Below are 26,309 nucleotides of genomic sequence, written 5' to 3' on the forward strand. Positions count from 1 at the left end.
GAGGTCGTACCCGCGTCCTTACCGTTAATCGCGGGCATGGCGTTGCAAGACAGCGTAGCCTGGTTCGCGTTTCAACTTTAAACTTTCAACTCGTAACTGAATTATCCCGGCAGCTTCAAACCGACCAGCACCACCTTGCCGTCTTCCACTGATCGCGCCCGCAAACGCAGGCCGCTAACGCGGACTGTATCACCTACCACAGTTTGCTTGCCGACCTGTTTGGTAAACAGTTCGGCCACGGTCAGACCTTGCCATAGCGGTGGTGGCGGTTCCACGCCATAGATGGCGATTAACTGGGCCAGCGGTGTCTGGCCCAGGACAGTGAAATCGCCGTAATAGCGTTTCTCGTCGTGGCTCATCTTGTGGCACAGGTCGGACAGGGCGGACTTGTGGGACAGGGGCGCCAGCCAGGCGATCAGGTCGCCCGCTTCGATATCCGGGTTGTCACTCAGGCTGAGTACCTGTTGATTGCGGTAGAGAACCAGCGGTGTCCGTTTGTCTTCACTGAGCTCAGCCAGCGGTTTACCCACTGCCCGGGCACCGGCTTCCACTTCGAACTGCATCAGATAGCGGTCCCGCGGTGCGGCCAGCGGCACGGTCTGTTTCGGCTCGGTGGTGGGTGGCACCGACACTTTCAGTTTACGGGCGACGAATCGCAGGCTGGCACCCTGACCGAGCAGGGAAATCAGCACTACCACCAGGGTGATATCAAACAGCAGATAGGTCTGCTCCACGCCGGCCAGCAACGGGAATACCGCCAGAACAATGGGCACCGCCCCGCGCAGGCCGGTCCAGGCGATAAAGGTTTCCTCCCGCCAGGTGAAACGGAACGGCAGCAGGCTCACCCACACGGCGATGGGACGCGCCAGCAGCATCAGGAAAGCGGCCACGGCCAGGGCCCAGGGCAGGTTTTCGGTAAGCCGGGACGGCGTCACCAGCAGGCCGAGGATCAGGAACATGCCGGACTGGGCCAGCCAGGCCATGGAATCCATGGCCTTGAGCACGTTATCGCCGGTGCCGCCACGGCGGTTGCCGGCCACCAGACCGGTCAGGTAGATGGCCAGAAAACCGGAGCCGCCCACCAGGTTGGTCAGTGCAAACACCATGGCGCCACCACTGCACAGCAGCAAGGCATGCAACCCTTCGTTACTGCGTACCCGCAACAGCAATTCACTGATCACCGCCCCCAGCAGTAGGCCCAGCAGGGCGCCCAGGCCGAACTGTTGCAGCAGGGTCCACAGCATGCCCACACCCCAGTCCGCCGCCGGGTCCACCAGCAGACCGACCAGCATCAGGGTAATAAAGATGGCCATGGGGTCGTTGAGACCGGATTCGATTTCCAGGGTGCTGGCCACCCGTTCGTTGAGGGTGACCCCGGCGCCCTTGATGACGCTGAATACCGCTGCCGCATCCGTGGAGCCAATAATGCCGCCCAGCAGCAGGCCCACCCGCCAGTCCACGCCCATCAGCCAGGTGGCAAAGGCCCCCACCAAGGCGGCGGAAATGGCCACCCCCAGGGTGGCCAGGCTGAGCGCCGGCTTCAGCCCCATGCGGAAGGTGCTAAGCCGGGTGCGCAGGCCGCCGTCCAGTAGAATCACCGCCAAGGCGATATTGCCGATCACATAGGCGGTGGAAAAATCGTCAAACTGGATGCCGCCGATGCCGTCTTCGCCGGCCAGCATCCCCACCACCAGGAAAATCAGCAACGATGGCACCCCGAACCGGGCACTCAGCGAGCCCAGCAGCAGGCCGGTAAACATCAGGCCGGTGCCGATAAGAAGAAACAGGTTCAGAGAGTCCAAGCCGAATCCATGCCAAGAGAGTCAGGGTTCTATAGTAGACTAGCTTACACGCAACTTGCTGCACGCTGCATGAAAGAGGTTTTCATCTTTAGCCGTAGGCGTGAGACGAAGCCGCGCCCCATGATATCTACAATGTCGCTGTAGGAACGGAGCGTAGCGAAGTAACGCACGTAGCGCAGTGCGGCCGAAAGGGTGAGCGAAGCGAATAACTCCTCTTGAGGGACGAATCCGAGCTTGGGCGAGGAGGCAGGCCGTGCGGGTGCACCAATCACTCTGGTGATGCCGGGTATTGCTGATCGCCCTATCGGTCGATTTCCACGCTGACGCGTGGTTCGTCCCTCAAGAGGAACTCCTACGGTGGCCTTGTGATGATCGCGAAGTGAATTTAGCTGTTGTGATCGCGCCGCCAGCGGCGCTCCTACAGTAAGGCGGGGTTGCACGGAGCTTGCAGCGTGAAGCATTGCCATTATACTAGCGCGCCCTTCTGGCTATATTTTGAACAGCAGGCCCCCTGCAAGGCGAGTGTTGAGATGGATTTTTCCCAGCGATTTGGCGTGATTGTGATCGGCGGCGGCCATGCCGGTACCGAGGCGGCACTGGCGTCCGCGCGCATGGGCGTTTCCACCTTGCTACTGACCCACAATATCGAAACCCTGGGCCAGATGAGCTGCAACCCGGCCATCGGCGGCATCGGCAAGAGCCACCTGGTGCGCGAGATCGACGCCCTGGGCGGTGCCATGGCCCGTGCCACGGATAAAGGCGGCATCCAGTTCCGTGTGCTCAATGCCCGCAAGGGCCCGGCGGTACGGGCCACCCGTGCCCAGGCTGACCGGGTCCGTTACAAGGCGGCTATCCGCGCCACCCTGGAAAACCAGCCCAACCTGACCCTGTTCCAGCAGGCGGTGGACGACCTGATCGTGGACAACGGCCGCTGTGTGGGGGTGGTCACCAATATGGGCCTGCGCTTTGTGGCCGATGCGGTGGTGCTCACCGCCGGCACCTTCCTGGGCGGTGTCATTCATATTGGTCTGGATAACCACCAAGGTGGCCGTGCCGGCGATCAGCCCTCCAATGCCCTGGCCCGTCGCCTGCGCGAACTGCCGTTCCGGGTCGACCGCCTGAAAACCGGTACCCCGCCGCGCATCGACGGCAAGACCGTGGACTTTTCCGTGATGGAAGAGCAGTGGGGCGACAGTCCGCTGCCAGTGATGAGCTACCTGGGCAAGGTGGAAGAGCACCCGCAGCAGGTGTGCTGCTACATCACCCATACCAATGCCCAGACCCACGACATCATCCGCAGTGGTTTCGACCGCAGCCCCATGTTCACCGGCGTCATCGACGGGGTCGGGCCGCGCTATTGTCCGTCCATCGAGGACAAGGTGAACCGCTACCCGGACAAGGACAGCCACCAGATCTTTGTGGAGCCGGAAGGGCTGGATACCCACGAGCTGTACCCCAATGGCATTTCCACCAGCCTGCCGTTCGATGTGCAGCTTGAGGCGGTGCGTTCCATCCGGGGTTTCGAGAATGCCCATATCACCCGGCCGGGCTACGCCATCGAATACGACTATTTCAATCCCCAGGATCTCAAGCACAGCCTGGAGACGAAACACATGCCCGGTCTGTTCTTCGCCGGCCAGATCAATGGCACCACCGGCTACGAAGAGGCGGGAGCCCAGGGGTTGCTGGCGGGCCTGAACGCGGCGCGACTGAGCCAGGAAAAAGACGCCTGGACCCCCCGTCGCGACGAGGCCTACATCGGCGTGCTGGTGGATGACCTGATCACCATGGGCACCCAGGAGCCCTACCGCATGTTCACCAGCCGCGCCGAATACCGCTTGCTGCTGCGCGAGGACAACGCCGACCTGCGCCTTACCGAAAAAGGCCGTGAGCTGGGTCTGGTCGACGATGAGCGCTGGGCCGCGTTCAACGCCAAGCGTGAGGGCATGGCCAAGGAAGAGCAGCGCCTGAAAAGCACCTGGGTGCAGCCGAAAACGCCCCAGGCGGAGGCGGTGAACGCCCTGATCGAGAAGCCGCTGACCCACGAATACAGCCTGCTGGATCTGCTCAAGCGTCCGGAGTTGAGCTACGCCACCCTGGCGGACGCGGTGGCGCTGGGCGAGCGTCCGGATGCGGCAGTGATCGAGCAGATGGAAATTCTTGCCAAGTACGCCGGCTACATTGATCGTCAGAACGACGAGATCGCCAAGTTGCGGGCGGCAGAGACCACCCGCCTGCCGGACGACTTCGACTATGGCCAGGTGAAAGGCCTGTCCAACGAGGTGAAGCAGAAGCTGGGAGAGATCCGTCCTGAAACCCTGGGCCAGGCGGGCCGGATTCCCGGGGTGACCCCGGCGGCCATTTCCCTGCTGATGATCTACCTGAAGAAACACCAGCACCAGCAGAAGGCGGCCCAACAGGCATGACCCTTTCCACAACCTTATCCGACACCCTGGCCCGGGGTGTTGAGGCCCTGGGCCTGTCCCTCAGTGATGACCAGCAGCGCCAGCTGCTCGCGTACGTGGACCTGCTGGTGAAATGGAACCAGGCCTACAACCTCACTGCCATTCGTGATCCGGCAGAAATGGTGACCCGCCATCTGCTTGATTCCCTGGCCGTGCTGCCTTACCTGGCGGACACTGACACCCTGGACGTGGGCACCGGCGCCGGCATTCCCGGCATTATTCTGGCGGTGTCCCGTCCGCAGCAGGCATTTACCCTGCTGGATTCCAACGGCAAGAAAACCCGCTTCGTGCGTCAGGCCCGCCGTGAATTGGGGCTGGATAACGTGGAGGTTGTGCACGCCCGCGTGGAACAGTACGGTAAGAGCCCATCACAGATAATTTGCCGTGCCTTTGCCTCCTTGTCGGACATGCTGGCACTCATGGCGCCGATAATTACCGATAATACCCGGGTACTGGCCATGAAAGCGGCCAGCACAGAGCGGGAATTGGCGACCATGCCGCCGCACTGGCAAGGCAACCACCATAGTCTGACCATTCCCGGGCTCGATGAACCCAGGACACTGGTGGTGGTACAACAGCGCAGCGATTGAAGGCCACCGGGGTGGCCTCCATAAGGAGACAGCAGTGACCACCGTATTTGCCGTAGCGAATCAGAAAGGCGGCGTGGGGAAGACCACCAGCAGTGTGAATCTGGCGGCGTCGCTGGCAGCCACCCGCAAGAAAGTGCTGTTGGTGGATATCGACCCCCAGGGCAATGCCACCACCGGCTCCGGGGTGGACAAGTTCGAGACGGATTACACCATCTACGATGTGCTCTGCGATGACGTGCCCATTGAGCAGGCGGTGACCGGTACCCCGGAAGACTCCGGCTTTTCCCTGATCGCCGCCAATGGCGACCTGACCGCCGCGGAAGTCCAGCTGCTGGATCTGAAGTCCAAGGAATTCCGTCTGCGTAATGCCCTGGCGCGGATCCGTGACAACTATGATTACATCCTCATCGACTGCCCGCCGTCACTGAACATGCTGACTGTGAATGCGTTGACGGCGGCGGACTCGGTGATCGTGCCGATCCAGTGCGAGTACTACGCCCTGGAAGGCCTGACCGCGCTGATGAATACCATCGAAAAGATCCGCTCGGTCCTCAATCCCAAGCTGCACATCGGCGGCCTGCTGCGCACCATGTACGACCCGCGCAACAGCCTGTCCAACGATGTGTCCAACCAGCTGATCAGCCACTTCGGCGACAAGGTGTATCGCACCATCATTCCGCGCAACGTGCGGCTGGCGGAAGCGCCCAGCCATGGTGCGCCGGTGATCACCTATGACCCCAAATCCCGTGGCGCAGTCAGTTATCTGGCCCTGGCCGGTGAGATCCTGCGTCGTGAGCAGGCCCTCAAGGCCCAGCCTGCAGCAGCTTCATAAGGAAAGAAAGATCATGGCGGCAAAGCGTAAACGCGGTCTCAGCAAGGGCCTGGATGCCCTGCTCAGCAGCAGCGAGTCCTACCAGCAGCACCAGGACGAAGTGCGGATTCAGCAGCAGGCGGAAGACCGGGCCAGTGGCGTGGAGCATCCGCCCCGCGACGGCGAACTGCGCCACCTGCCGGTGGAATGCATGGAGCGCGGTCGCTACCAGCCGCGCCGGGACATGTCCCCGGATGCCCTGGAAGAGTTGGCCGAGTCCATTCGTGCCCAGGGGGTCATGCAGCCCATCGTGGTGCGCCCCCTCGGTGAAAAGCGCTACGAGATCATTGCCGGTGAACGCCGCTGGCGCGCCGCCAAGATGGCCGAGCTGGAGACCATCCCGGCGGTAATCCGCGAGGTGCCCGACGAAGCCGCCATTGCCATGGCGCTGATCGAGAATATCCAGCGGGAAAACCTCAATCCCATGGAAGAGGCCATCGCCCTGGGTCGCTTGAAGGAAGAATTCGGGCTCACCCACCAGCAGGTCGCTGACGCGGTGGGGAAATCCCGCGCCATGGTCACCAACCTGCTGCGCTTGATGAGCCTGGAATCCGACGTCAAGAAGCTGCTCGAACACGGTGACCTGGAAATGGGCCATGCCCGAGCGCTGTTGGCCCTCACGGGTAACAAGCAAGTGGAAGCGGCTCGCACCGTGGTGGCCAAGGGCCTGTCCGTGCGCCAGACCGAAGAACTGGTCCGGGATTTCGAAAAAGCCAAGCCCGCCAAGCCGGCACCGGTGAAGGAAGACCCCAACGTGAAAGCGTTGATCACCGACCTGTCCGACCGTCTGGGCGCGCCGGTGCAGATCCAGCAAGGCCAGGGCAACAAGGGCAAGCTGGTGATCAGCTACAACAACCTGGATGAACTGGACGGCATCCTGGCCCACATCAAGTAATACGCCCGGAATCTCCAGGGAGGGGCAGTGGCACGCTTTCTTTACCGGGCCGAGGCCGATGGCCAGCCGGTATCCGGTATTCAGGATGCGAACAGCGCCGCCGAGGCGATGGCTTTGCTCAAGGCGCAGGGCCTGCAGTCCGTGCGTCTGCAAAATGATGCCATGAGTGCCGCCATGCCCCTGGATACCCGGGGTCTGGCAGACCGGGACTACGCCGAACTGCGCCACTCCTTTCAGGCCCGTCACGGGCTGCGCCCCTTTCTGTTGATGCTGTTCAGGCAAACCGGCTTGCTCTGGTTGTTGGCCGTGCCCGGGGCGGTGCTGCTGTGGCTGGTCGATTATCGACTCTGGGCCGGTCTGCTATTGCTGGTCCCTCTGACGGTGGCGGCCATCGCCCTGTGGAAATACCGCGACGCCCGGGATTTTGATGCCATGCTGTCCGCCATTGCCCTGGGGCACTGGCAAAAAGCCACCTCCCTGGGGGACCGCCTGGGTCGCCGTATCCGCGATGAATCCGTGGCCATGGAATTGACGGTGCAGCGCGCCTGTGTGCAGGCGAGGGTCGGGGATACCGATGAGGCACTCGCCACCCTGGCCCCCTGGCAGCCGGTCATGGATATGTTGATGCCGGGCATGTATGCCGCCCAGCAGGCCCGCGTCTACCTGGCGGCCCGGGAGCATGACGCCCAGCTATGCTGCCACCGCGAGGCCGTGGCGGCCTCGCAGCAGGACCCCGGCCAGACTCTGGATTATGCGCTGATGGAGGCCCGCTACGGATCCGCTGCCCGCGCCCACTGTCTGCTGCTGGAGGTGGACCCGGCGTTATTGCCGGAATACGGTGATGCCTTTGTGCCCTGGGTGGCGGGGATCGTGGCGTTACGCCAGGGTCGCAACGAAGCTGCCGCCGCCAGCCTTCGTCTGGCCCTGGACAAGCTGCAGCCACTGGCCGGTAATCCGGCGATATGGCCTGTCCTGGCCATGGTGGGGGGTGATGCTGCCCATGCGCTGCTGCGGCTTGAGCAGAGCCATGAGGCGGCGGCAATAGCGACAGCGGTATGGCCGGTGCTGGCGGTCCATGGGGACCAGGATCAGCTTGCGGCGTTGGCGCCGGTTTTGCCCGCCAACGGGTCGCGGGAGCCCCTGGCAAAAGGGTAAACAAAAAAAATTTAAAGTTTACCCAATTAACTGAATCAAATTCATGATGGGCGTGGCCCCGCTCTCATTCTATTTGCCTTGCGCAATTGCTCTGACATTGACTAACAATCCGTCCAGTACGGTTGCCACATGGGTGCCAACTCCATATACTTCGCCGCGCTAAAGATCAGGGGTGCCCATGACCTTGCGCCTGGTGCGGCATCAACTTGCATCAGCCCAGAGGCTTCACGGTGACCAGCAACGAATTCCAGCCCAACAGAACACTGTTCTGGGGCTTAATGCGCGCCCAGCTGGCGACGCTGGTGATTTTCGCACTGCTGGTAACCACCCTGGCCGGTACATTGGCCGGTCTGGTAGCGGCCTGGGGAGGCACTATCAGCCTGATGGCATATGCCTGGGGCGGCTTTCAGATTTGGCTGCACCCGGCTAACCGCGCACCCAAACGCATGGCCACTGCGGCGGTGCGGGCAGAGATGGGCAAGATCGCAATCATGTTATTGCTGTTCTGGCTCACTTTCGCCAAGGTCCCCGAAGCGCGGGAAATGAAAATTGCAATGGTTCTGCTGCTAGGCTTCCTGCTGACCCAGGTCGTGGGTTGGATCCAGGTAGCGCGTCTCGACGGACGCACAGCAGGACAAGACGAGCAAAACGACTGAGACTGTAGGTATCGATATGGCTGGTAGCTCTCCGGGCGAGTACATCAAGCACCATTTGGGCAATCTGACCTATGGCAAACTGCCCGAAGGCTACGTCCGTGAGTGTGACGGGCGAGACACAGTAACTCTGACTGAAACCACCTGGACGTTTGCCTGCAACGGTAATGAAGCCAAAGACATGGGCTTCGCGGCATTCCACGTGGATTCTCTCGCCTGGTCCGGCGGCCTCGGCATCATCATGTGCCTGATGTTCTGGCTGGTAGCCCGCAAGGCGACCGCTGGCGTTCCCTCCGGTTTCGTGAACTTCATCGAAACCATCATCGAATTTATTGATACCCAGGTTCGTGATTCTTTCCACGGCAAAAGCAAGCTGGTGGCACCGCTGTCACTGGTGATCTTCTGCTGGGTCTTCCTGATGAACCTGATGGATCTCATTCCGGTGGACGTGGTTCCGGCCACCTTCAGCTGGATCATGACATCGTTCTTCGGCTGGACCGCACAGGAAGCCTACTTCAAGATCGTACCCACCACCGACCCGAACATCACCTTGTCCATGTCATTCTGTGTGATGCTGCTGGTGATCTTCTTCACCATCAAGGCGAAAGGTGTGGGCGGCTTTATCGGTACCCTGGCTCTGCACCCCTTTGAAGCCAGCAACCCGGTAGTGAAAGTTCTGCTGATCCCGGTCAACCTGCTGCTGGAGACCATCGGTCTTCTGGCCAAGCCGGTATCCCTGGGTCTGCGACTCTTCGGCAACATGTACGCTGGTGAGTTCGTGTTTATTCTGCTGGCCGCCATGATGGGCACCTGGCAGTTTATCGGTGCCTGGCCCTGGGCGGTATTCCATATCCTGGTTATCACCCTGCAGGCATTTATCTTCATGGTACTCACTATCGTGTACCTGAGCATGGCGGTCGAAGACCACTAAGATTTTTTAAACCGGTTTTTAATTAAACCAACCAAGCACTTAACGGGAGTGTAAAGATGGAAGGCATTCAATTTCTTGCTGCTGCTATCGTAGCTGGCCTGGCGGCCATCGGCGCAGGTCTGGGTTTTGGCATGATGGGTGGCCGTTTTCTGGAATCCGTAGCGCGTCAGCCTGAACTGGCTCCGATGCTGCAAACCCGCATGTTCATCATCGCTGGTCTGCTGGATGCTGTGCCGATTATCTGTATCGCTATCGCGTTCCTGCTGATTTTCCAGTAAATCGCGCTTTACTTTTTAAGCCCCGATTTTGGGAAATCTAAGCAACGCGGATTGAGGTGTTGGCATGAATATGAATGCGACACTAATTGGCCAGGCCATTTGGTTTGCCCTGTTTGTGTTCTTCTGCATGAAGTTCGTTTGGCCCCCGATTTCTCGGGCGCTCGATGAGCGTAAGCAGAAGATTGCCGAGGGCCTGAGTGCCGCGGATCGGGCAGAGCGTGATCTGGAACTGGCGCAGGAAAAGGCGACCGCCAATCTCAAAGAAGCGAAAGAGAAGGCGGCCGAAATTATTGATCAGGCCAATCGCCGGGCTAATCAGATTGTGGAAGAGGCTAAAGATGCAGCGCGCACCGAAGGTGAGCGTCTGGTAGCCAAAGCCCACTCTGAGATTGACCAAGAGGTTAATCAGGCTCGTGAGCAACTGCGGAAAGAAGTGGCAGCCCTGGCGCTGAGCGGTGCCGAAAAGGTACTGGCTGGCGAAGTTAACCAGGATGCGCACAAGCAGATGCTTGAGCAGCTGGCGGCTGAACTCTGAGACTACGGGTAACTCATGGCTGAACTGACCACCATCGCACGCCCCTACGCCAAGGCCGCCTTTGTTTTTGCAAAGGAACAAGGTGACCTGGGCAAGTGGGAAAAGATGCTGGGCTTGGCAGCGGCAGTGGCAGGTGATGCCACCATGCGTGCCTACCTTGACCAGCCGGAACTGGATGACGCTGCCAAGGTTTCTGCTTTTGCAGAAGTCTGTGGCGATGAACTCGACGAAAGTGGGCGTAATTTCATCGCCCAGCTGACGCAAAACAAGCGTCTGCCGCTTTTGCCGATCATCCTGCAACTGTTCCACGAGCTTCTGGCCCAGGAGCAGCGGTTCACCGATGTGGAGCTTATCTCCGCATTCGATCTGGATGACGCTGCAACCGAGAAGCTGGTAACAGCGCTGAAGAAACGCCTTGGCACTGACGTGAATGTCACCACGTCTGTGGACCAGTCCCTGATTGGAGGCGTGCTGGTGCGAGCCGGCGATACCGTAATTGATGGCAGTGTGCGTGGCCGACTAAACCGTCTGGCAGAGCAACTGAACTCTTGAGTTTGAGGGATTAGAGATGCAGCAACTCAACCCGTCCGAAATCAGCGAGATTATCAAGTCGCGCATCGCGAAACTTGATACCTCCACCGAAGCACGCAACGAGGGTACGGTGGTATCCGTATCCGATGGTATTGTGCGTATTCATGGTCTGGCCGACGTGATGTTCGGCGAGATGATCGAGTTTGAGGGCGGCATCTACGGCATGGCCCTTAACCTGGAGCAAGACTCTGTGGGTGCCGTGGTCCTGGGTGATTACCTGGGTCTGGCCGAAGGTCAAAAGGTACGTTGTACCGGCCGCATCCTGGAAGTACCGGTAGGTCCGGAACTGCTGGGTCGTGTGGTTGACGCCCTGGGTAACCCCATCGACGGCAAAGGCCCGGTCGACGCCAAGCAGACCGATGCGGTCGAGAAGGTAGCGCCCGGCGTTATCTGGCGTCGTGAAGTTAACGAGCCCGTCCAGACCGGCTACAAGTCTATCGATGCCATGGTGCCGATCGGCCGTGGTCAGCGTGAGCTGATCATTGGTGACCGTCAGATTGGTAAGACGGCGGTCGCGGTTGATGCCATCATCAACCAGAAGAACTCCGGCATTAAGTGTGTCTACGTCGCCATCGGCCAGAAGCAGTCCACCATCGCTAACGTGGTGCGCAAGCTGGAAGAACACGGTGCCATGGACAACACCATCATCGTTGCGGCTTCCGCTTCCGATCCGGCCTCCATGCAGTTCCTGGCAGCCTTTGCCGGTTGCACCATGGGCGAGTACTTCCGTGATCGCGGTGAAGATGCACTGATCGTTTATGATGACCTGACCAAGCAAGCCTGGGCCTATCGTCAGATTTCCCTGCTGCTGCGTCGTCCTCCGGGTCGTGAAGCTTATCCTGGTGACGTGTTCTACCTGCACTCCCGTCTGCTGGAGCGCGCCGCCAAGGTAAACGAAGAATACGTTGAGCAGTTCACCAACGGTGAAGTGAAAGGCAAGACCGGTTCCCTGACCGCACTGCCGATCATTGAAACCCAGGGTGGTGACGTGTCTGCCTTCGTACCGACCAACGTAATCTCCATTACTGATGGTCAGATCTTCCTGGAAACCGACCTGTTCAACTCCGGGATTCGTCCGGCGATGAACGCGGGTGTATCCGTATCCCGTGTGGGTGGTTCCGCGCAGACCAAGATCGTCAAGAAGCTCGGCGGTGGTATTCGTCTGGCACTGGCTCAGTACCGCGAACTGGCGGCCTTTGCCCAGTTCGCCTCTGACCTGGATGACTCCACTCGCGAACAGCTGGAGCACGGTCAGGCCGTTACCGAGCTGATGAAACAGAAGCAGTACAGCCCCATGAGCGTTGCCGAGATGGGCGTTGTTCTGTACGCAGCGAACGAAGGCTACCTGAAAGGGATGGAAGTCGAGAAAATCGGCGCCTTCGAAGCGGCTCTGCTGGACTACATGAACAGCGAAAAGAAAGCGTTGATGGACAAAATCAACGAGAAGGGTGACTACAACGGCGAGATCGAAGCCGAGATCAAAGAATCTCTCGATCAGTTCAAAGCCACCCAGACCTGGTAATTCGCTGAAAAAGGGTACTTCCTATGGCCAGCGGTAAAGAGATCAAAGGCAAAATTGCCAGCGTCCAGAGCACGAAGAAAATTACCCGTGCAATGGAAATGGTGGCAGCCTCCAAGATGCGTAAAGCGCAGGATCGTATGGCGGCAAGCAAGCCCTACGCGACTCGCATGCGTCAGGTGGTTGCACATCTGGCCAATGCCGATCTGGAATACCGGCACATTTACCTGCAAGAGCGGGAAGTGAAGAACGTTGGCTACATCGTGGTGACCTCCGACCGGGGTCTCTGCGGTGGCCTCAACGTGAATCTGCTCAAGAATGTCGTCAAAAGCGCGCGAGAGTGGGAAGAGCAAGGCGCCAAAGCCCAGTACTGTGTAGTGGGCTCCAAGGGTGTCAGCTTCTTCAAGAGCGTTGGCGGCAATGTGGAAGCGACAGTGTCCGGTCTGGGGGATACCCCGCACCTGAACGACCTGATCGGTTCCATCAAGGTAATGCTGGATGCCTACGAAAATGGTGAGATCGATCGCCTGTACATCGTGTACAACGAGTTCGTGAACACCATGACCCAGGCGCCCAAGAACATTCAGATGCTGCCGCTGGAACCGGCAGAAGATGAAGAGTTCAAGCGTCACTGGGACTACATTTACGAGCCTGCTCCGAAAGCACTGCTCGACGAGCTGCTGGTGCGGTTCATTGAGTCCCAGGTGTATCAGGGTGTGGTTGAAAACAATGCCTGTGAGCAGGCAGCGCGAATGGTAGCGATGAAAGCGGCCAGTGATAACGCCGGCGACATCATTCGTGATCTGCAGCTGGTGTACAACAAGGCACGCCAGGCTGCAATTACGCAGGAAATCTCCGAAATCGTTGGTGGTGCTGCTGCGGTCTGATTTGTCAGCAGGCTGGTAGAAAGAACGCGGCAAAAACGCAAGTTAAGAGGATGCAAGCATGAGTAGCGGTCGTATTGTTCAGATCATCGGTGCTGTGATCGACGTGGAATTCCCGCGCGACGGCGTACCGAAGGTATATGACGCCCTCACCGTGGACGGTACTGAAACCACGTTGGAAGTTCAGCAGCAGCTGGGCGACGGCGTGGTTCGTACCATTGCCATGGGCTCCACCGAAGGTCTGAAGCGTGGTCTTAACGTGACCGACTCCGGTGAGCCGATTCAGGTACCGGTAGGCACCAAGACCCTGGGCCGTATCATGGACGTGCTGGGTCGTCCCATCGACGAAGCCGGCCCCATCGGTGAAGAAGAGCGCATGCCGATTCACCGTGCTGCTCCTACCTATGCGGATCAGGCAGCCACCAACGAACTGCTGGAAACCGGCATCAAGGTAATCGACCTGGTCTGCCCCTTCGCCAAAGGCGGTAAGGTTGGCCTGTTCGGTGGTGCCGGTGTAGGTAAAACCGTAAACATGATGGAGCTGATCCGGAACATCGCGATCGAGCACTCCGGTTTCTCCGTGTTTGCCGGTGTGGGTGAGCGTACTCGTGAGGGTAACGACTTCTACCACGAAATGAAGGATTCCAACGTACTGGACAAGGTGTCCCTGGTATACGGCCAGATGAACGAGCCGCCAGGTAACCGTCTGCGTGTGGCGCTGACCGGTCTGACCATGGCCGAGAAGTTCCGTGATGAAGGCCGCGACGTACTGTTCTTCGTGGATAACATCTACCGTTACACCCTGGCCGGTACCGAAGTATCTGCACTGCTGGGCCGTATGCCTTCAGCGGTAGGTTACCAGCCGACCCTGGCGGAAGAGATGGGTGTTCTTCAGGAGCGTATTACTTCCACCAAGACCGGTTCCATTACCTCCGTTCAGGCCGTATACGTTCCTGCGGATGACTTGACTGACCCGTCTCCGGCAACCACCTTTGCTCACCTTGATGCGACCGTGGTACTGAGCCGTGACATCGCCTCCAAGGGTATCTACCCGGCGATCGACCCGCTGGATTCCACCTCTCGTCAGCTGGATCCGCTGGTGATTGGTCAGGAGCATTACGACGTGGCCCGTGGCGTGCAGTCCGTACTGCAGCGCTTCAAGGAACTGAAGGACATCATTGCGATCCTGGGCATGGACGAACTGTCTGAAGAAGACAAGATGATCGTTGCCCGTGCTCGTAAGATCGAGCGTTACCTGTCCCAGCCGTTCTTCGTGGCCGAAGTATTTACTGGCTCCCCGGGCAAGTATGTTTCCCTGAAAGACACCCTCGCGGGCTTCCGGGGCATCCTTGACGGTGATTACGATCACATCCCGGAGCAGGACTTCTACATGAAGGGCTCCATCGACGAAGTTGTAGAAGCCTACAACAAGCGTAGCAAGTAACCTGCACCGGGAGACAAGCAAATGGCGATGACCGTGCATTGCGACATTGTTAGTGCAGAACGCCAGCTGTTCTCCGGTCTGGTTGAGATCGTGGTGGCCTCCGGTGTGGAAGGCGATCTCGGTATCATGCCGGGCCACGCCCCGCTGCTGACCCGGCTCAAGCCGGGTCCGGTACGGGTGAAGAAGCAGAATGGTGACGAAGAAGTGTTCTACGTATCCGGCGGTTTCCTGGAAGTGCAGCCGAAGCTGGTGACAGTGCTGGCAGATACCGCAGATCGCGCCGACAACATGGACGAAGCCGCTGCCGAGCAGGCCAAACAGCGTGCCAAAGAAGCGCTGGAAGGGAAGAATTCCGAAATGGATTACTCCCGTGCCGCCGCTACCCTGGCCGAGGCCGTGGCCCAGTTGCGCGCAATCCAACAGTTGAAGAAAAAAGGCCGGTAAGCACCTTTTGCAAATCTTCAACACAGAGGGGGTAGCCAAGTGCTACCCTTTTTTGTTTCTGTCATAGGTCCTCGTCGGCAAAGGCTTATGCCATGTGACGACGCTGGCGCCATGGATTCGGGTTAAAGAGACAGAAATGTCACGATGTGATGCTACAAAGCCGCACAGCGAATCGCGACAAGGGTAAAACGATAAGGACAGGGTATGAGTCTCGCAGTAGTCATTCTGGCCGCCGGTAAAGGCACACGCATGAAAAGTGCCTTGCCCAAGGTACTGCATCAAGTGGCCGGCAAGGCCATGGTCCAGCACGTGGTGGATGCCGCCACCAGCCTGGCCGCCGATAATACGGTCATCGTGTATGGGCACGGTGGCGACAAGGTAAAGAGCGTCGTCAACGGCGATCACCTGCAATGGGCCGAGCAGGCCGAGCAACTGGGCACCGGCCATGCGGTGGCCCAGGCCATGCCGCTGGTGAAGGAAGATACCGTCCTGGTGTTGTACGGCGACGTGCCCCTGATCCGTCCGGAAACCCTGCGAGAATTTGTTCAGTGCGTGGATGACCAGACCCTGGCACTGATGACCCTGACCCTGGACGACCCCAGCGGCTATGGCCGTATCGTTCGCGATGGCCAGAACAATGTGCAGCGTATCGTCGAACAGAAAGATGCCAGTGAAGCGGAACTGGGTATCCCGGAAATCAACACCGGCATCCTGGCCTGCACCCGCAGCTTCCTGGCAGATTGCCTGCCGAAACTGTCCAGCAACAACGCCCAGGGCGAATACTACCTGACCGACGTCATCGCCATGGCGGTACAGTCCGGGCTCTCCGTGGAAACCCTGCAGCCGGAATTCGCCTGGGAAGTGGATGGCATCAACGATCGCGTACAGTTGTCCCGCCTGGAGCGACTCTACCAGCTGGCCCAGGCCGAATCCCTGATGCGCGACGGGGTCACCCTCCGTGACCCGAACCGTCTGGACGTGCGCGGCAGCGTGCAGATCGCTAGCGACGTGATCATCGACGTGAACGTGGTGCTGGAAGGCGACGTGACCATTGAGGAAGGCGTGGTCATCGGCCCCAACTGCATAATCCGCGATACCAATATCGGTGCGGGCTCCGTCATAGAAGCCAACAGTTTGCTGGACGGCGCCATCATTGGCGAGCATTGCACCATCGGTCCCTACGCTCGCCTGCGTCCGGGTACCGAGCTGGCCGACAAGGCCAAGATCGGCAACTTTGTGGAAACCAAGAAGTCCTACGTGGGCGAGGGATCCAAGGTGAACCACCTTACCTACATCGGCGACAGCCAGATCGGCAAGGGCGTCAATGTGGGTGCCGGCACCATCACCTGCAATTACGATGGCGCCAACAAGTTCCAGACGGTAATGAAAGACGGTGCCTTCATCGGTTCCAATTCTTCACTGGTGGCCCCGGTCACCATCGGCGAAAATGCCACCGTGGGCGCCGGCAGCACCATCACCAAAGACGTGGACGACAATGGCCTGGCGGTTGCCCGTGGCCAGCAGCGCAATGTGAGCGACTGGAAACGTCCGCAAAAGAAATAACCGAATCCGTTGGAGCCATGCTCGCATGGCGAATAGATACGGCAGTGAACCTGTAGACACGGCCGGCAAGCAATATTCAAGGAAACCAACATGTGTGGAATCGTCGGGGCCATTGCCCAGCGTAATGTGACCAATATCCTGATCACTGGCCTCAAGCGCCTGGAATACCGCGGCTACGACAGCGCCGGCGTGGCGCTGCTCAATGATTCCGGTATTACCCGGGTGCGCCGTCAGGGCAAGGTGGCCGGTCTGGAAAGCGCCACCGTGGATGAGCAGACCACCGGTTTCACCGGCATTGCGCACACCCGCTGGGCCACCCACGGCAAGCCCTCGGAAGCCAATGCCCACCCGCACATGTCCGGCAGCGATCTGGCCCTGGTACACAACGGCATCATCGAAAACTTCCAGGAACTGAAAGACGAACTGGAAGCTGCCGGTTACGCCTTCCAGTCGCAAACCGACACCGAAGTCATCGTGCACCTGCTGCATCAGGTGCTGGCCACCGGTGTGGATCTGTTTACCGCCGTCCAGCAAGTGGTGAAAAAACTCGACGGCGCCTACGCCCTGGGCGTGATCCACAAGGATGAGCCCCACAAGCTGGTAGCTGTACGTTCCGGTAGCCCCCTGGTCATTGGTCTGGGTATCGACGAGAACTACATCGCCTCCGACCAGCTGGCGCTGCTGCCGGTGACCAACCGCTTCATCTTCCTGGAAGAGGGCGACCAGGCGGAAATCAGCACCGACAGCATCCGCATTGTGGATGCGCAAGGCCAACCGGCCAGCCGCGACACCCACGAATTTGATGGCACCCACGAAGACGCAGAAAAAGGCGAATACCGCCACTACATGCAGAAGGAAATCTTCGAGCAGCCGGCGGCCATCCAGAAAACCCTCGAGGATCGCATCAACAGCCCGGAGACCCTGATCGACGCCTTCGGCGAAAAGGCGCCGGCCATCTTCGAGAAGGTGAAAACCGTACAGATCGTGGCCTGCGGTACCAGCTACCACGCCGGTATGGTGGCCCGTTACTGGCTGGAAGACATTGCCGGTATCCCCTGCCAGGTGGAAGTGGCCAGTGAGTTCCGTTACCGCAAGCATGTGGTCCCGGAAGGCACCCTGTTCGTCACCATTTCCCAGAGCGGTGAAACCGCCGATACCCTGGCCGCCCTGCGCGACACCCAGTCACCCAACTACGTTGGTCGCCTGGCGGTATGCAACGTGGACAGTTCCTCCCTGGTACGTGAATCCGAGCTGGTATTCCTCACCAAGGCGGGTCCGGAGATCGGTGTGGCTTCCACCAAGGCCTTCACCACCCAGTTGGCGGGCCTGTTGATGCTGGTATTGGCCCTTGGGCGTCAAAAAGGCCTGGCCGACGACGAGATTGAAAAGGTCCTGGAAGAACTGCGCCAGCTACCCAACCTGATTGAACAAGCCGCCGCTCTGGATAAATCCATCGAGAAACTGTCAGAAGCCTTCGTGGAAAAACACCACGCCCTGTTCCTGGGCCGTGGCGTGCATTTCCCGGTGGCCCTGGAGGGTGCGCTCAAGCTCAAGGAAATTTCCTACATCCATGCGGAAGCCTACGCCGCCGGGGAATTGAAGCATGGCCCCCTGGCGCTGGTGGACAGCGAAATGCCGGTGGTGTCCGTGGCACCCAACGACGAACTGCTGGAAAAACTGAAATCCAACCTGCAGGAAGTCCGTGCCCGCGGTGGTGAACTCTACGTGTTCGCCGACAAGCACGCCCATGTGAAGGAAGGCGAAGGCATCCACGTGCTGAACATGCCCGCCGTGCCGGAAACCATTGCGCCGATCGTCTATACCGTGCCGTTGCAGTTGCTTAGTTACCACGTGGCTGTGCTGCGCGGTACCGATGTGGATCAGCCGAGGAATTTGGCGAAGTCGGTGACGGTTGAATAAAAACAGTTAACAGTTAATAGTGAATAGTTAACAACGAGCCCGGCGTCGCCGGGCTTTTTATTGTCTTGAACAAAGAATAAAAAGGAATCGGCATATGGAAATGAAGACAGCGCTGCTCAGGATCCCGGCATTCATCATTGATTTGGTGCTGGTTGCAGGCGTGATCATGCTAGGCAATAAAATCGCCGTGGACGCCGGGCTAGTGGCAGGTTTCATGCCTGCTGAAGCCCTGATGCTGCTGGCTATACCCCTGGGCTTCTTTGTGTGCTGGTTGACAGGTCTGCATCTGGGGAAACGGCTATTTGGCTTGAAGGTTGTGGATGCGCAAACCGGCCAGCCTCCATCCGGCTTTCAATGGTTCCGCCGCTGCTTGCTGTTCTCGCTGGTGGTATCCCTGAATGTCTTCCTCTTTATTCCCGTGCTTGTTTCCCGGGAGCAGAAAGGGTTTCATGACATGATCGCTGGGACACGGGTTGTCTGCGCGGGGGAACCCGCCGATAAAAAGAAAGAATAGTAATCGGGGACACGCATGAATTGGGGGATATCTTGCGAAAGTTAATTTATCTGGTTTCTTTTACGCTTATGCTTCTGTCCGGATGCGCGACAAAGTCTGTTTATTTCAAAGATGGAACTGAGAAAAGCGTTAACAGCGCACGATATAAGGTAATGGCTCCGGGCCTTTATGCTGCTACACAACAGAATTTTCTATGGTTTGGTGATGCTGCAACAACTGATTCAGAGTTTGGCGGACTCTTTATGTTCTGGCTCCCATTCAATCTTGTAGATGTTCCAATAAGCCTTGTTTCAGATTCTTTCGCGCTGGCTATTCCAGGAACATGGATAAATCAAAGTCGGAAAGAGACTGAGGGGGGATGGGGACCATATATCACGTATGTTAACCCGAACTATGAAGCTCGCTTCGAGTCATTGGCGGAGTTTAATGAATTTATCAGAGCTGTTAATGACACTAGTGGGAAAGGAGGAATGGGTGGTGCTGCGGAGCTGTTGTTTCATGGTTTTGAGTGTGTTGATTGTAGCGATCATACAGACGTCAAATTCATACGTTATGTAGGCCATGGAAGGTGTTCACAGAAGCAAACTATTTATGTTAGTAAGCAGTATTATTCAGGATTTGAATATGAGATCTCGATGAATGAAATCTGTCAGTGAAATGGCAGAAACCAACGACACGCATGAATTACCAAGGATCACGGTGGTCAGGTCTTCCCTCGTATCCAACAGCACAACCGTCCATCCCAACCCCCCCCATCATCCACACAGTGAAACACCAAACAATTAGCTGTTTAACCCACCTTGCACACCACCCCATCGAGGCTTAGAAAGGGAGCTCTGACAAGAAAAATGCAGGGGTTATCCCATGACGGCAGAAGTGAGTTCGCTACGGACGTCTCCCGGTAAGCCGGTAACGCACCACGGTGGTTTTGAAGCGCTCAACGAAGAGCTGGATTACCTTGTTCCTCTCAACGCAGTAAAGGGCACGATCCCGGATGCCGTCAGCGGCACCTTTTTCCGTATCGGCCCGGGGCGCAACCAGATCGGTGGGCAGGAGTTCGGTCACTGGTTTGATGGCGATGGCATGCTGCATTCCGTGTCTTTCACGAGTGACGGTGTGGTCTACCGCAACCGTTATGTGCGCACTCCCAAGTACCTGGCGGAAACCAGGGCCAACAAAATCGTCATGCGCAGCTTCGGCCACAATGCGCCGGGCGGCATCCGCAAGAACATCGGCCGGCTGCCGGCCAACTGCGCCAATACCAATCTGGTTTACCACGGCGGAAAGTTGCTGGCGCTGTGGGAGGGCGGTCGTCCCTGGCAGCTGGACCCGGCCACCCTGGATACCATTGGCGAGCACGATTACGACGGCAAGCTGGGCAAGTTCAATACCTTCAGTGCCCACGGCAAGGTGAATCCACGCACCGGGATTTATTACAACTTCGGCATTCGTCCGTCGTTCAACCCGAAAGGCGCACTCACCGGCAAGGGCGCCATTGATCTCTACAAGATCGCGCCCTCCGGGCATTTGGTTGAGAAGGGCTCCTTTGAGGTGGATTTCCTCAGTTTCTGTCACGACTTCGCGCTGACGGAAAACTACATGATCTTCTTCCAGTCCCCCATTGCCATGAAGTCACCGGTGCCCTGGCTGGCCGGGTTGATTCCCTTCGATCAGGCCATTGCCTGGCGCCCGGAACTGGGCATGAAAATCTATGTGTTGCGCACGGCGGATTTCCAGGTGGAAAAGGTGTTCACCGTGGACGATCCCTTCGTGGCCATTCATTTCTCCAATGCCTGGGAAGCGGACGATGGCAACATCGAGGTGGACCTGACCCGCTACGAAGATTTTTCCGTGAACGAGCAGCTGCGAAATGTGCTCCACAGCAAGGGCGATACCTCTGCCGGGCGATTCATGCGTTACCGCCTGGATCTCCACAGTGACACGATTGAGGCGAACGAATACAAGGAGGCCCTGGGCGGCGAGTTCCCCCAGTGGGATCACCGCTACACCACCCAGCCCACCTCGGTGATGTATGCCGCCTGCATGATGGGCGATGACTCCACCTTCTTCGATGGCGTGGAACGGATTGATCTGCAAACCGGCAAGGTAAAAACCCACGCACTGGGTGAAGGCCGTTATACCTCTGAAGCCATGCATGTGCCATCGGGTGAGGAAGACGACAACCAGGAAGGCTGGCTGGTGAGCATGGTCTACGATGCCCGTGATCACAGCAGCGAAGTGGTCATCTTCGATGCCCGCACCCTGGACGAGGTGGCCGTGGTGCCGCTGAAAAACCACGTGCCCTTCGGTTTTCACTGCGGTTACAGCCCCAGGTCGTTTATAGGTTAGGAGGGATGTGGGGCAGGGTTGACCCCTTGCTGTCTGGTTAGCTGATAAATTCAGACATTGCCGATTCACGCTCAGAACCCTGTGCGAGCCCTGCCTTTACGCCAGCCCGATTTCGCGCTGGATGATTCTGGCTGGCTTTCACTTGTCCTGTCAGAGTGTCGATGCGGATCTCGATACCGACAATCGCGTTCACCAGGCGACCGGTGAAATCGGAAGGCGCATCCTCCACCGACCAGGGATTCTCTCTGCTCGACTCATGAAAATCGGTTAACTGATGAAGATGCGTTTTTAGCCAAACGTGATCCTGGAAGATAGTGCCTTTGCCTTGCGCATGAACCGACACATAGTTCCATGTGGGCACCACCCGTCCGGTCTCTGCCTTTGTTTCATACCACGACGGAGACACATAGGCATCTGGCCCCTGAAAAATCGCCAGCACAGAGGCGCCGTTCTCAATGCGTTGCCAAACCGGATTCACTCGCGCCACATGGCAGCGCAGCGTGCCAAGCGGATGTTCTTCACTGGCACTGAAATGGAAAGGCAGATGGTTGGCGTCGATACCATCACTATCAGCGACCACCAGCACACCAAAACTGTACTCCTTGATGTACTGCTGAAGTGTTTTCTGGTTCTCTTCTTTGAAATGACTCGGGACTAACATTCTGGTGACACTCTATGGGTTAATTTTGATCTGCCTGCCGCCGTCAATTATATGAGACCCGCATAGTGAAAGCAGGCCATAGAAGCCAGAACAAAGACCAGTACACCAATACTACTAACCCAAACACCTTCATGACTTTCTATTTTCCAGCCATATCTATCTGCACCCCTGGGGTAAGCTCCCAAGGTGAACAGTTTCACTACGGGCCAGCCTAGATAGTAAAAGAAGAATTCAAAGAGGATATTTACAAGTAAATACCCAAGAGCCCTTCCGAACCCTCGAAGGAAGCCTTCAGCCAAATCTTCCATGATTTACCCCTATATGACAGCGTATTGAGTAGAGCGCTCCGTATAACTCTGGAGCCGCCCCTTGTCCTCTTTCTCTTGAGCTAAATCCTGCCATAGCAAGACGCTAGAAAGTAATGGCGCACACCCTGCACGGAGTGTAGAGGAAGGTACCTGTGAACGCCGTGCCAGATACCTCATTCGACAGACTTCGACGACCCGTTAATACAGTGGTTGATCAACGTCTTTTCAGGATAACCGGAAGGGCCCGTTGAGAATGGGAGTGTCCGCTCCATGAGCAGGACTTGCCCGTGCTGACCAGCATTAACCCACTGCATGATGCCCCATGCATCCCGATCAATGTCATCGCTATGGCCGACTGGCTACACTGTGGTCTTTGCCGTCGAATCAAAGACTGGAGTCCGCCGTGCCCGTGCCGTTTTCTGCCATCCTGATTGCCAACCGTGGCGAGATTGCCATTCGTATTGCCAATGCCTGTGCGGATCTGGGGCTTCGTTCCGTGGGGGTGTTTGCGCAGGATGATCAGGCGTCCCTGCACACCCGTCAGGTGGATACGGCGGTAGCGCTGCCCGGGCGGGGGGTGCCGGCCTACCTGGACGGGGCGCAGCTGATTGCGGTTGCCAGGGAGCAGGGTTGCGAGGCGATTCATCCCGGTTATGGCTTTCTGGCCGAGAATGCGGACTTTGCCGACCAGTGTGCCGAGGCGGGCATCACTCTGATCGGGCCGGGGGCGGACACCTTGCGACTGTTTGGCGACAAGGCGGCGGCCCGGGCGTTGGCTGCCCGCTGCCAGGTGCCGCTGGTGCAGGGCACGGCGCAGGCGGTGTCGCTGGAAGAGGCGAGGGCGTTCATGGCGTCGCTGCAGGGCAGCGGGGTGATGATCAAGGCCCTCAGCGGTGGCGGCGGGCGAGGTATGCGAGCGGTCACTGATTCGGCAGCGCTCGACGCGGCTTATGCCCGTTGTCAGTCGGAAGCCAAGGCTGCCTTTGGTAACGACGCCGTTTACGTGGAGCAACTGGTCGAGGCTGCCCGGCATATCGAAGTGCAGGTATTGGGGGACGGCAGCGGGGCGGTGAGCCATTTGTGGGAGCGGGACTGCACCCTGCAGCGCCGTCATCAAAAGCTGGTGGAATTCGCGCCGGCGCCGGGCCTGGACCCGGCCCTGCGTGATCGCATTATCGACAGTGCCCTGACCCTGGCGGCAGAAGTGAACTATCAGGGCATCGGCACCTTCGAGTTTCTGGTGGAGCCGGATCAGGACCGTTTCTATTTCATGGAAGCCAACCCCCGGGTGCAGGTGGAGCACACCGTCACCGAGCAGGTCACCGGGGTGGATCTGGTGCAGAGTCAGATCTGGCTGGCGGCGGGGGCCAGTCTCGCCGACCTGAACCTGGAAACCGCCCCGGCCTGTGAGGGCATGGCGGTACAGCTGCGTCTCAATCTGGAAACCCTCAAGGCCGATGGCAGTACCGCGCCGGCGGCGGGCACCCTCACCGCTTATGAGCCGGCCAGCGGCCCGGGCATCCGCGTGGACGGTTATGGCTACGCCGGGTACCCGGTAAGCCCGGCCTACGATTCCCTGCTGGCCAAGCTGATCGTCACCGGCACGGATTACGGGTCGGTATTGCAGCGGGCCCGTCGCGCCCTGACGCAGACCCGTATCGAGGGGGTACCAAACAACCGAGATTTGCTACAGGCACTGCTGGCCAGTGACCACGTGGCAGCCAACACGGTCACCACCCGATATGTGGAAAGCCATCTCGACGCCTTGCTGGCGGCCATACCGGTGGTGCCGGCAGGGGATCGTCCTGCCGTGGCCAGCGCCCCTCAGAGTGAAACGTCGGCGACCCCCGCCGGGTGCGAGGCGCTGCTGAGCCCCACCACCGGGGTGCTGGTGTCCCTGCTTGTCCAGGAAGGAGATACCGTGCAGGTGGGACAGATGGTGGCGGTGCTGGAGGCCATGAAGATGGAATTCGAAGTGCTCGCCAGCACGGCTGGCAGCGTGCACAGCCTGGCCGCCGGGGAGGGCGATGCCCTGAACGAATCCGCGCCGCTGCTGTTTGTGGAACCCGGTGAGGTGGCGGGCGATGCCATCGCCACGGAAGAAAGCGTGGACCTGGACCATATCCGCAAGGACCTGGCGGAGGTGCTGGATCGCCACCAGGCCATCAGCGACGAAGGCCGGCCCCAGGCGGTGGCAAAACGCCACGGCAAGGGCAAGCGCACCGCCCGGGAAAATCTTGACGATCTGCTCGACGCGGGCAGCTTCCAGGAATATGGCGCCATGGCCCTGGCCGCCCAGCGCCGCCGTCGCAGTGCCGAGGAACTGCAAGCCATGAGCCCGGCGGACGGATTGATTGGTGGTACCGGCACGGTCAACGCGGATCAGGTGGGCGAGCAGAGCGCGCGGGTGATGGCCATGAGCTACGACTACACCGTGTTCGCCGGTACCCAGGGAATGATGAACCACAAGAAGACCGACCGCCTGCTGCAGCTGGCCGGCCAGTGGAAAATGCCACTGGTGCTGTTTGCGGAAGGGGGCGGCGGTCGTCCGGGGGATACGGATTTTGTCGGCGTGGCGGGGCTGGATTGCCATACCTTTGCTGCCATGGCGAAATTGTCCGGCCAGGTGCCACTGGTGGGCATCGGTTCGGGTCGCTGCTTTGCCGGTAACGCCGCCTTGCTGGGTTGTTGCGATGTGATCATTGCCACAGAAGATGCCTCCATTGGTATGGCCGGGCCGGCCATGATCGAAGGCGGTGGCCTGGGGCGCTTTACGCCGGAAGAGGTGGGGCCGGTCAGTGTGCAGGCGGCCAACGGGGTGGTGGATGTGCGAGTCCGCGATGAAGCCGAGGCGGTGGCCGTGGCCAAACAGTACCTGTCCTATTTCCAGGGCTCGGTGGCGGACTGGCAGGCGACGGACCCGCGGGAGCTGCGTCACCGCATTCCGGAAAAACGCACCCGCGTCTATGACATGCGCCGGGTCATCGAGACACTGGCCGATACCGGTTCGGTGCTGGAACTGCGGCGGGCGTTTGCCCCCGGCATGATCACCGCCCTGGTGCGCATTGAAGGCAAGCCGTTCGGCCTGATCGCCAACGATCCCCAGCACCTGGGGGGCGCCATCGATGCGGTGGGCGGCGACAAGGCGGCGCGCTTTATGCAGCTGTGCGAAGCGTTCGGGTTGCCCATGGTGTCCCTTTGCGACACCCCCGGTTTCATGGTGGGGCCGGAATCGGAAAAGCAGGGTACCGTGCGCCATGTGTCACGCATGTTCGTCACCGCCGCCAGCCTCACCGTGCCGTTCTTCACCCTGGTGCTGCGCAAGGGTTACGGCCTGGGTGCCCAGGCCATGGCGGCGGGCAGTTTCCATTCGCCGCTGTTCACCGCCGCCTGGCCCAGTGCCGAGTTCGGCGCCATGGGGCTGGAAGGGGCGGTGCGGCTCGGCTTTGCCAAGGAACTGGCGGCCCAGCCCAGCGCGGAGAAACAGCAGCGCCTTTTCGACAAGCTGGTGGCCAAGGCCTACCAGCAGGGCAAGGCCCTGAACATGGCCAGCTTCCTGGAGATCGATGCGGTGATTGATCCGCAGGAGAGCCGCCAGTGGATTCTGCGTGGATTGAATGCGTCCGGGTTCAACACCGGCCGGCACGGCGGTCGACCGTTTGTGGATACGTTTTGAAAAGCCTGGTGCGAGGTACGAGTTTCGAGTTGCGAAAACCCAGGCACGAAGCCGCTGTAGGAGCCCATGCTTGCATGGCGAACCGCGCCTGCGCGGAAATCGACCGTAGGGCGATCAGGGTTTTCAGAGCTCGACAGGTTTCAAAAAAGATTGCTGCCGCTCGAACCTCTGTCGCCTCGCTACGCTCGGTTCGCCATGCAAGCATGGGCTCCTACAGCGGCTAGGGAAGGAAGGCGGCGCCGGTACCGTCCCCGGCCGGGA

At 59.1% G+C, this 26,309-nt stretch carries 23 protein-coding genes; 20 read left to right on the plus strand and 3 right to left on the minus strand.

What is annotated here, in order from left to right:
* Positions 1-101 precede the first annotated feature (101 nt).
* A complete protein-coding gene (locus C4S63_RS14775; protein ID WP_062815067.1) occupies positions 102-1,802 on the minus strand; it encodes a potassium/proton antiporter in 1,701 nt (566 codons plus the stop codon).
* 530 nt (positions 1,803-2,332) lie between these two features.
* Between C4S63_RS14775 and mnmG the strand changes: the two genes are divergently transcribed.
* From mnmG to C4S63_RS14865, 19 genes are all read left to right on the plus strand, one after another.
* Positions 2,333-4,228, plus strand: a complete 1,896-nt coding sequence (gene mnmG / locus C4S63_RS14780; RefSeq protein ID WP_103918051.1) for a tRNA uridine-5-carboxymethylaminomethyl(34) synthesis enzyme MnmG — start codon at positions 2,333-2,335, stop codon at positions 4,226-4,228.
* Complete coding sequence (gene rsmG, locus C4S63_RS14785; protein ID WP_103918052.1) at positions 4,225-4,857, plus strand: 16S rRNA (guanine(527)-N(7))-methyltransferase RsmG; 633 nt, start codon at positions 4,225-4,227, stop codon at positions 4,855-4,857. The genes mnmG and rsmG overlap by 4 nt, the downstream gene beginning before the upstream one ends.
* A gap of 34 nt (positions 4,858-4,891) precedes the next feature.
* A complete protein-coding gene (locus tag C4S63_RS14790) occupies positions 4,892-5,689 on the plus strand; it encodes a ParA family protein (RefSeq protein ID WP_062815064.1) in 798 nt (265 codons plus the stop codon).
* A gap of 13 nt (positions 5,690-5,702) precedes the next feature.
* Complete coding sequence (locus C4S63_RS14795; protein ID WP_062815063.1) at positions 5,703-6,623, plus strand: ParB/RepB/Spo0J family partition protein; 921 nt, start codon at positions 5,703-5,705, stop codon at positions 6,621-6,623.
* Positions 6,624-6,650: 27 nt separating this feature from the next.
* Entirely contained in the window at positions 6,651-7,778 is a 1,128-nt protein-coding gene (locus tag C4S63_RS14800; protein WP_103918053.1) for a hypothetical protein, read from the plus strand.
* Between the two features lie 230 nt (positions 7,779-8,008).
* On the plus strand, positions 8,009-8,434 hold the full coding sequence (locus C4S63_RS14805) for an ATP synthase subunit I (RefSeq protein ID WP_231866127.1): 426 nt from the start codon (positions 8,009-8,011) through the stop codon (positions 8,432-8,434).
* Positions 8,435-8,450: 16 nt separating this feature from the next.
* Entirely contained in the window at positions 8,451-9,362 is a 912-nt protein-coding gene (gene atpB, locus C4S63_RS14810) for a F0F1 ATP synthase subunit A (protein ID WP_062815061.1), read from the plus strand.
* Between the two features lie 56 nt (positions 9,363-9,418).
* A complete protein-coding gene (atpE, locus tag C4S63_RS14815) occupies positions 9,419-9,640 on the plus strand; it encodes a F0F1 ATP synthase subunit C (RefSeq protein ID WP_007151035.1) in 222 nt (73 codons plus the stop codon).
* A gap of 64 nt (positions 9,641-9,704) precedes the next feature.
* Positions 9,705-10,175, plus strand: a complete 471-nt coding sequence (locus C4S63_RS14820; protein ID WP_062815060.1) for a F0F1 ATP synthase subunit B — start codon at positions 9,705-9,707, stop codon at positions 10,173-10,175.
* A 15-nt stretch (positions 10,176-10,190) separates the two neighbouring features.
* Positions 10,191-10,727: a F0F1 ATP synthase subunit delta gene (locus C4S63_RS14825; protein WP_062815059.1), complete on the plus strand. Its 537-nt coding sequence runs from the start codon at positions 10,191-10,193 to the stop codon at positions 10,725-10,727.
* Positions 10,728-10,743: 16 nt separating this feature from the next.
* On the plus strand, positions 10,744-12,288 hold the full coding sequence (atpA, locus tag C4S63_RS14830) for a F0F1 ATP synthase subunit alpha (protein WP_062815058.1): 1,545 nt from the start codon (positions 10,744-10,746) through the stop codon (positions 12,286-12,288).
* 23 nt (positions 12,289-12,311) lie between these two features.
* Positions 12,312-13,172 carry a F0F1 ATP synthase subunit gamma gene (gene atpG / locus C4S63_RS14835; protein WP_062815057.1) on the plus strand — a complete coding sequence of 287 codons (861 nt, stop codon included), beginning with the start codon at positions 12,312-12,314 and terminating at the stop codon, positions 13,170-13,172.
* A 58-nt stretch (positions 13,173-13,230) separates the two neighbouring features.
* Entirely contained in the window at positions 13,231-14,613 is a 1,383-nt protein-coding gene (gene atpD, locus C4S63_RS14840; RefSeq protein WP_062815056.1) for a F0F1 ATP synthase subunit beta, read from the plus strand.
* A 21-nt stretch (positions 14,614-14,634) separates the two neighbouring features.
* A complete protein-coding gene (locus tag C4S63_RS14845) occupies positions 14,635-15,057 on the plus strand; it encodes a F0F1 ATP synthase subunit epsilon (RefSeq protein WP_062815055.1) in 423 nt (140 codons plus the stop codon).
* 204 nt (positions 15,058-15,261) lie between these two features.
* Complete coding sequence (gene glmU, locus C4S63_RS14850) at positions 15,262-16,620, plus strand: bifunctional UDP-N-acetylglucosamine diphosphorylase/glucosamine-1-phosphate N-acetyltransferase GlmU (protein WP_103918054.1); 1,359 nt, start codon at positions 15,262-15,264, stop codon at positions 16,618-16,620.
* A 90-nt stretch (positions 16,621-16,710) separates the two neighbouring features.
* Positions 16,711-18,540 carry a glutamine--fructose-6-phosphate transaminase (isomerizing) gene (gene glmS / locus C4S63_RS14855; protein ID WP_103918055.1) on the plus strand — a complete coding sequence of 610 codons (1,830 nt, stop codon included), beginning with the start codon at positions 16,711-16,713 and terminating at the stop codon, positions 18,538-18,540.
* Between the two features lie 94 nt (positions 18,541-18,634).
* Complete coding sequence (locus C4S63_RS14860) at positions 18,635-19,054, plus strand: RDD family protein (RefSeq protein WP_103918056.1); 420 nt, start codon at positions 18,635-18,637, stop codon at positions 19,052-19,054.
* Between the two features lie 32 nt (positions 19,055-19,086).
* A complete protein-coding gene (locus C4S63_RS17325) occupies positions 19,087-19,710 on the plus strand; it encodes a YceK/YidQ family lipoprotein (protein WP_146063395.1) in 624 nt (207 codons plus the stop codon).
* A gap of 208 nt (positions 19,711-19,918) precedes the next feature.
* Positions 19,919-21,403 carry a carotenoid oxygenase family protein gene (locus tag C4S63_RS14865; protein ID WP_103918057.1) on the plus strand — a complete coding sequence of 495 codons (1,485 nt, stop codon included), beginning with the start codon at positions 19,919-19,921 and terminating at the stop codon, positions 21,401-21,403.
* 37 nt (positions 21,404-21,440) lie between these two features.
* On the opposite strand, the gene C4S63_RS14870 is transcribed toward C4S63_RS14865, so the two are convergent.
* Both C4S63_RS14870 and C4S63_RS14875 read right to left on the minus strand, forming a co-directional pair.
* Positions 21,441-22,064, minus strand: a complete 624-nt coding sequence (locus C4S63_RS14870) for an FMN-binding negative transcriptional regulator (RefSeq protein WP_103918058.1) — start codon at positions 22,062-22,064, stop codon at positions 21,441-21,443.
* A gap of 47 nt (positions 22,065-22,111) precedes the next feature.
* Positions 22,112-22,372, minus strand: coding sequence for a hypothetical protein (locus C4S63_RS14875; protein WP_103918059.1), 261 nt, complete (start codon positions 22,370-22,372; stop codon positions 22,112-22,114).
* Positions 22,373-22,694: 322 nt separating this feature from the next.
* Here C4S63_RS14875 and C4S63_RS14880 point away from each other — a divergent pair, with 322 nt between their 5' ends.
* Positions 22,695-26,048, plus strand: coding sequence for a carboxyl transferase domain-containing protein (locus tag C4S63_RS14880; RefSeq protein WP_235000041.1), 3,354 nt, complete (start codon positions 22,695-22,697; stop codon positions 26,046-26,048).
* The last annotated feature ends 261 nt before the right edge of the window (positions 26,049-26,309 follow it).

Origin of the sequence: Alcanivorax sp. DSM 26293 (assembly GCF_900107995.1) — a bacterium.
GTDB lineage: Bacteria > Pseudomonadota > Gammaproteobacteria > Pseudomonadales > Alcanivoracaceae > Alcanivorax.

What these genes read in the sequence shown, in the direction of transcription:
- mnmG (WP_103918051.1), top strand. Translation starts at nt 2,333, where the DNA reads ATGGATTTTTCCCAGCGATTTGGCGTGATTGTGATCGGCGGCGGCCAT.
- rsmG (WP_103918052.1), top strand. Translation starts at nt 4,225, where the DNA reads ATGACCCTTTCCACAACCTTATCCGACACCCTGGCCCGGGGTGTTGAG.
- C4S63_RS14795 (WP_062815063.1), top strand. Translation starts at nt 5,703, where the DNA reads ATGGCGGCAAAGCGTAAACGCGGTCTCAGCAAGGGCCTGGATGCCCTG.
- atpB (WP_062815061.1), top strand. Translation starts at nt 8,451, where the DNA reads ATGGCTGGTAGCTCTCCGGGCGAGTACATCAAGCACCATTTGGGCAAT.
- atpE (WP_007151035.1), top strand. Translation starts at nt 9,419, where the DNA reads ATGGAAGGCATTCAATTTCTTGCTGCTGCTATCGTAGCTGGCCTGGCG.
- C4S63_RS14820 (WP_062815060.1), top strand. Translation starts at nt 9,705, where the DNA reads ATGAATATGAATGCGACACTAATTGGCCAGGCCATTTGGTTTGCCCTG.
- C4S63_RS14825 (WP_062815059.1), top strand. Translation starts at nt 10,191, where the DNA reads ATGGCTGAACTGACCACCATCGCACGCCCCTACGCCAAGGCCGCCTTT.
- atpA (WP_062815058.1), top strand. Translation starts at nt 10,744, where the DNA reads ATGCAGCAACTCAACCCGTCCGAAATCAGCGAGATTATCAAGTCGCGC.
- atpG (WP_062815057.1), top strand. Translation starts at nt 12,312, where the DNA reads ATGGCCAGCGGTAAAGAGATCAAAGGCAAAATTGCCAGCGTCCAGAGC.
- atpD (WP_062815056.1), top strand. Translation starts at nt 13,231, where the DNA reads ATGAGTAGCGGTCGTATTGTTCAGATCATCGGTGCTGTGATCGACGTG.
- C4S63_RS14845 (WP_062815055.1), top strand. Translation starts at nt 14,635, where the DNA reads ATGGCGATGACCGTGCATTGCGACATTGTTAGTGCAGAACGCCAGCTG.
- glmU (WP_103918054.1), top strand. Translation starts at nt 15,262, where the DNA reads ATGAGTCTCGCAGTAGTCATTCTGGCCGCCGGTAAAGGCACACGCATG.
- glmS (WP_103918055.1), top strand. Translation starts at nt 16,711, where the DNA reads ATGTGTGGAATCGTCGGGGCCATTGCCCAGCGTAATGTGACCAATATC.
- C4S63_RS14860 (WP_103918056.1), top strand. Translation starts at nt 18,635, where the DNA reads ATGGAAATGAAGACAGCGCTGCTCAGGATCCCGGCATTCATCATTGAT.
- C4S63_RS14865 (WP_103918057.1), top strand. Translation starts at nt 19,919, where the DNA reads ATGACGGCAGAAGTGAGTTCGCTACGGACGTCTCCCGGTAAGCCGGTA.
- C4S63_RS14870 (WP_103918058.1), bottom strand. Translation starts at nt 22,064, where the DNA reads ATGTTAGTCCCGAGTCATTTCAAAGAAGAGAACCAGAAAACACTTCAG.
- C4S63_RS14875 (WP_103918059.1), bottom strand. Translation starts at nt 22,372, where the DNA reads ATGGAAGATTTGGCTGAAGGCTTCCTTCGAGGGTTCGGAAGGGCTCTT.
- C4S63_RS14880 (WP_235000041.1), top strand. Translation starts at nt 22,695, where the DNA reads ATGCATCCCGATCAATGTCATCGCTATGGCCGACTGGCTACACTGTGG.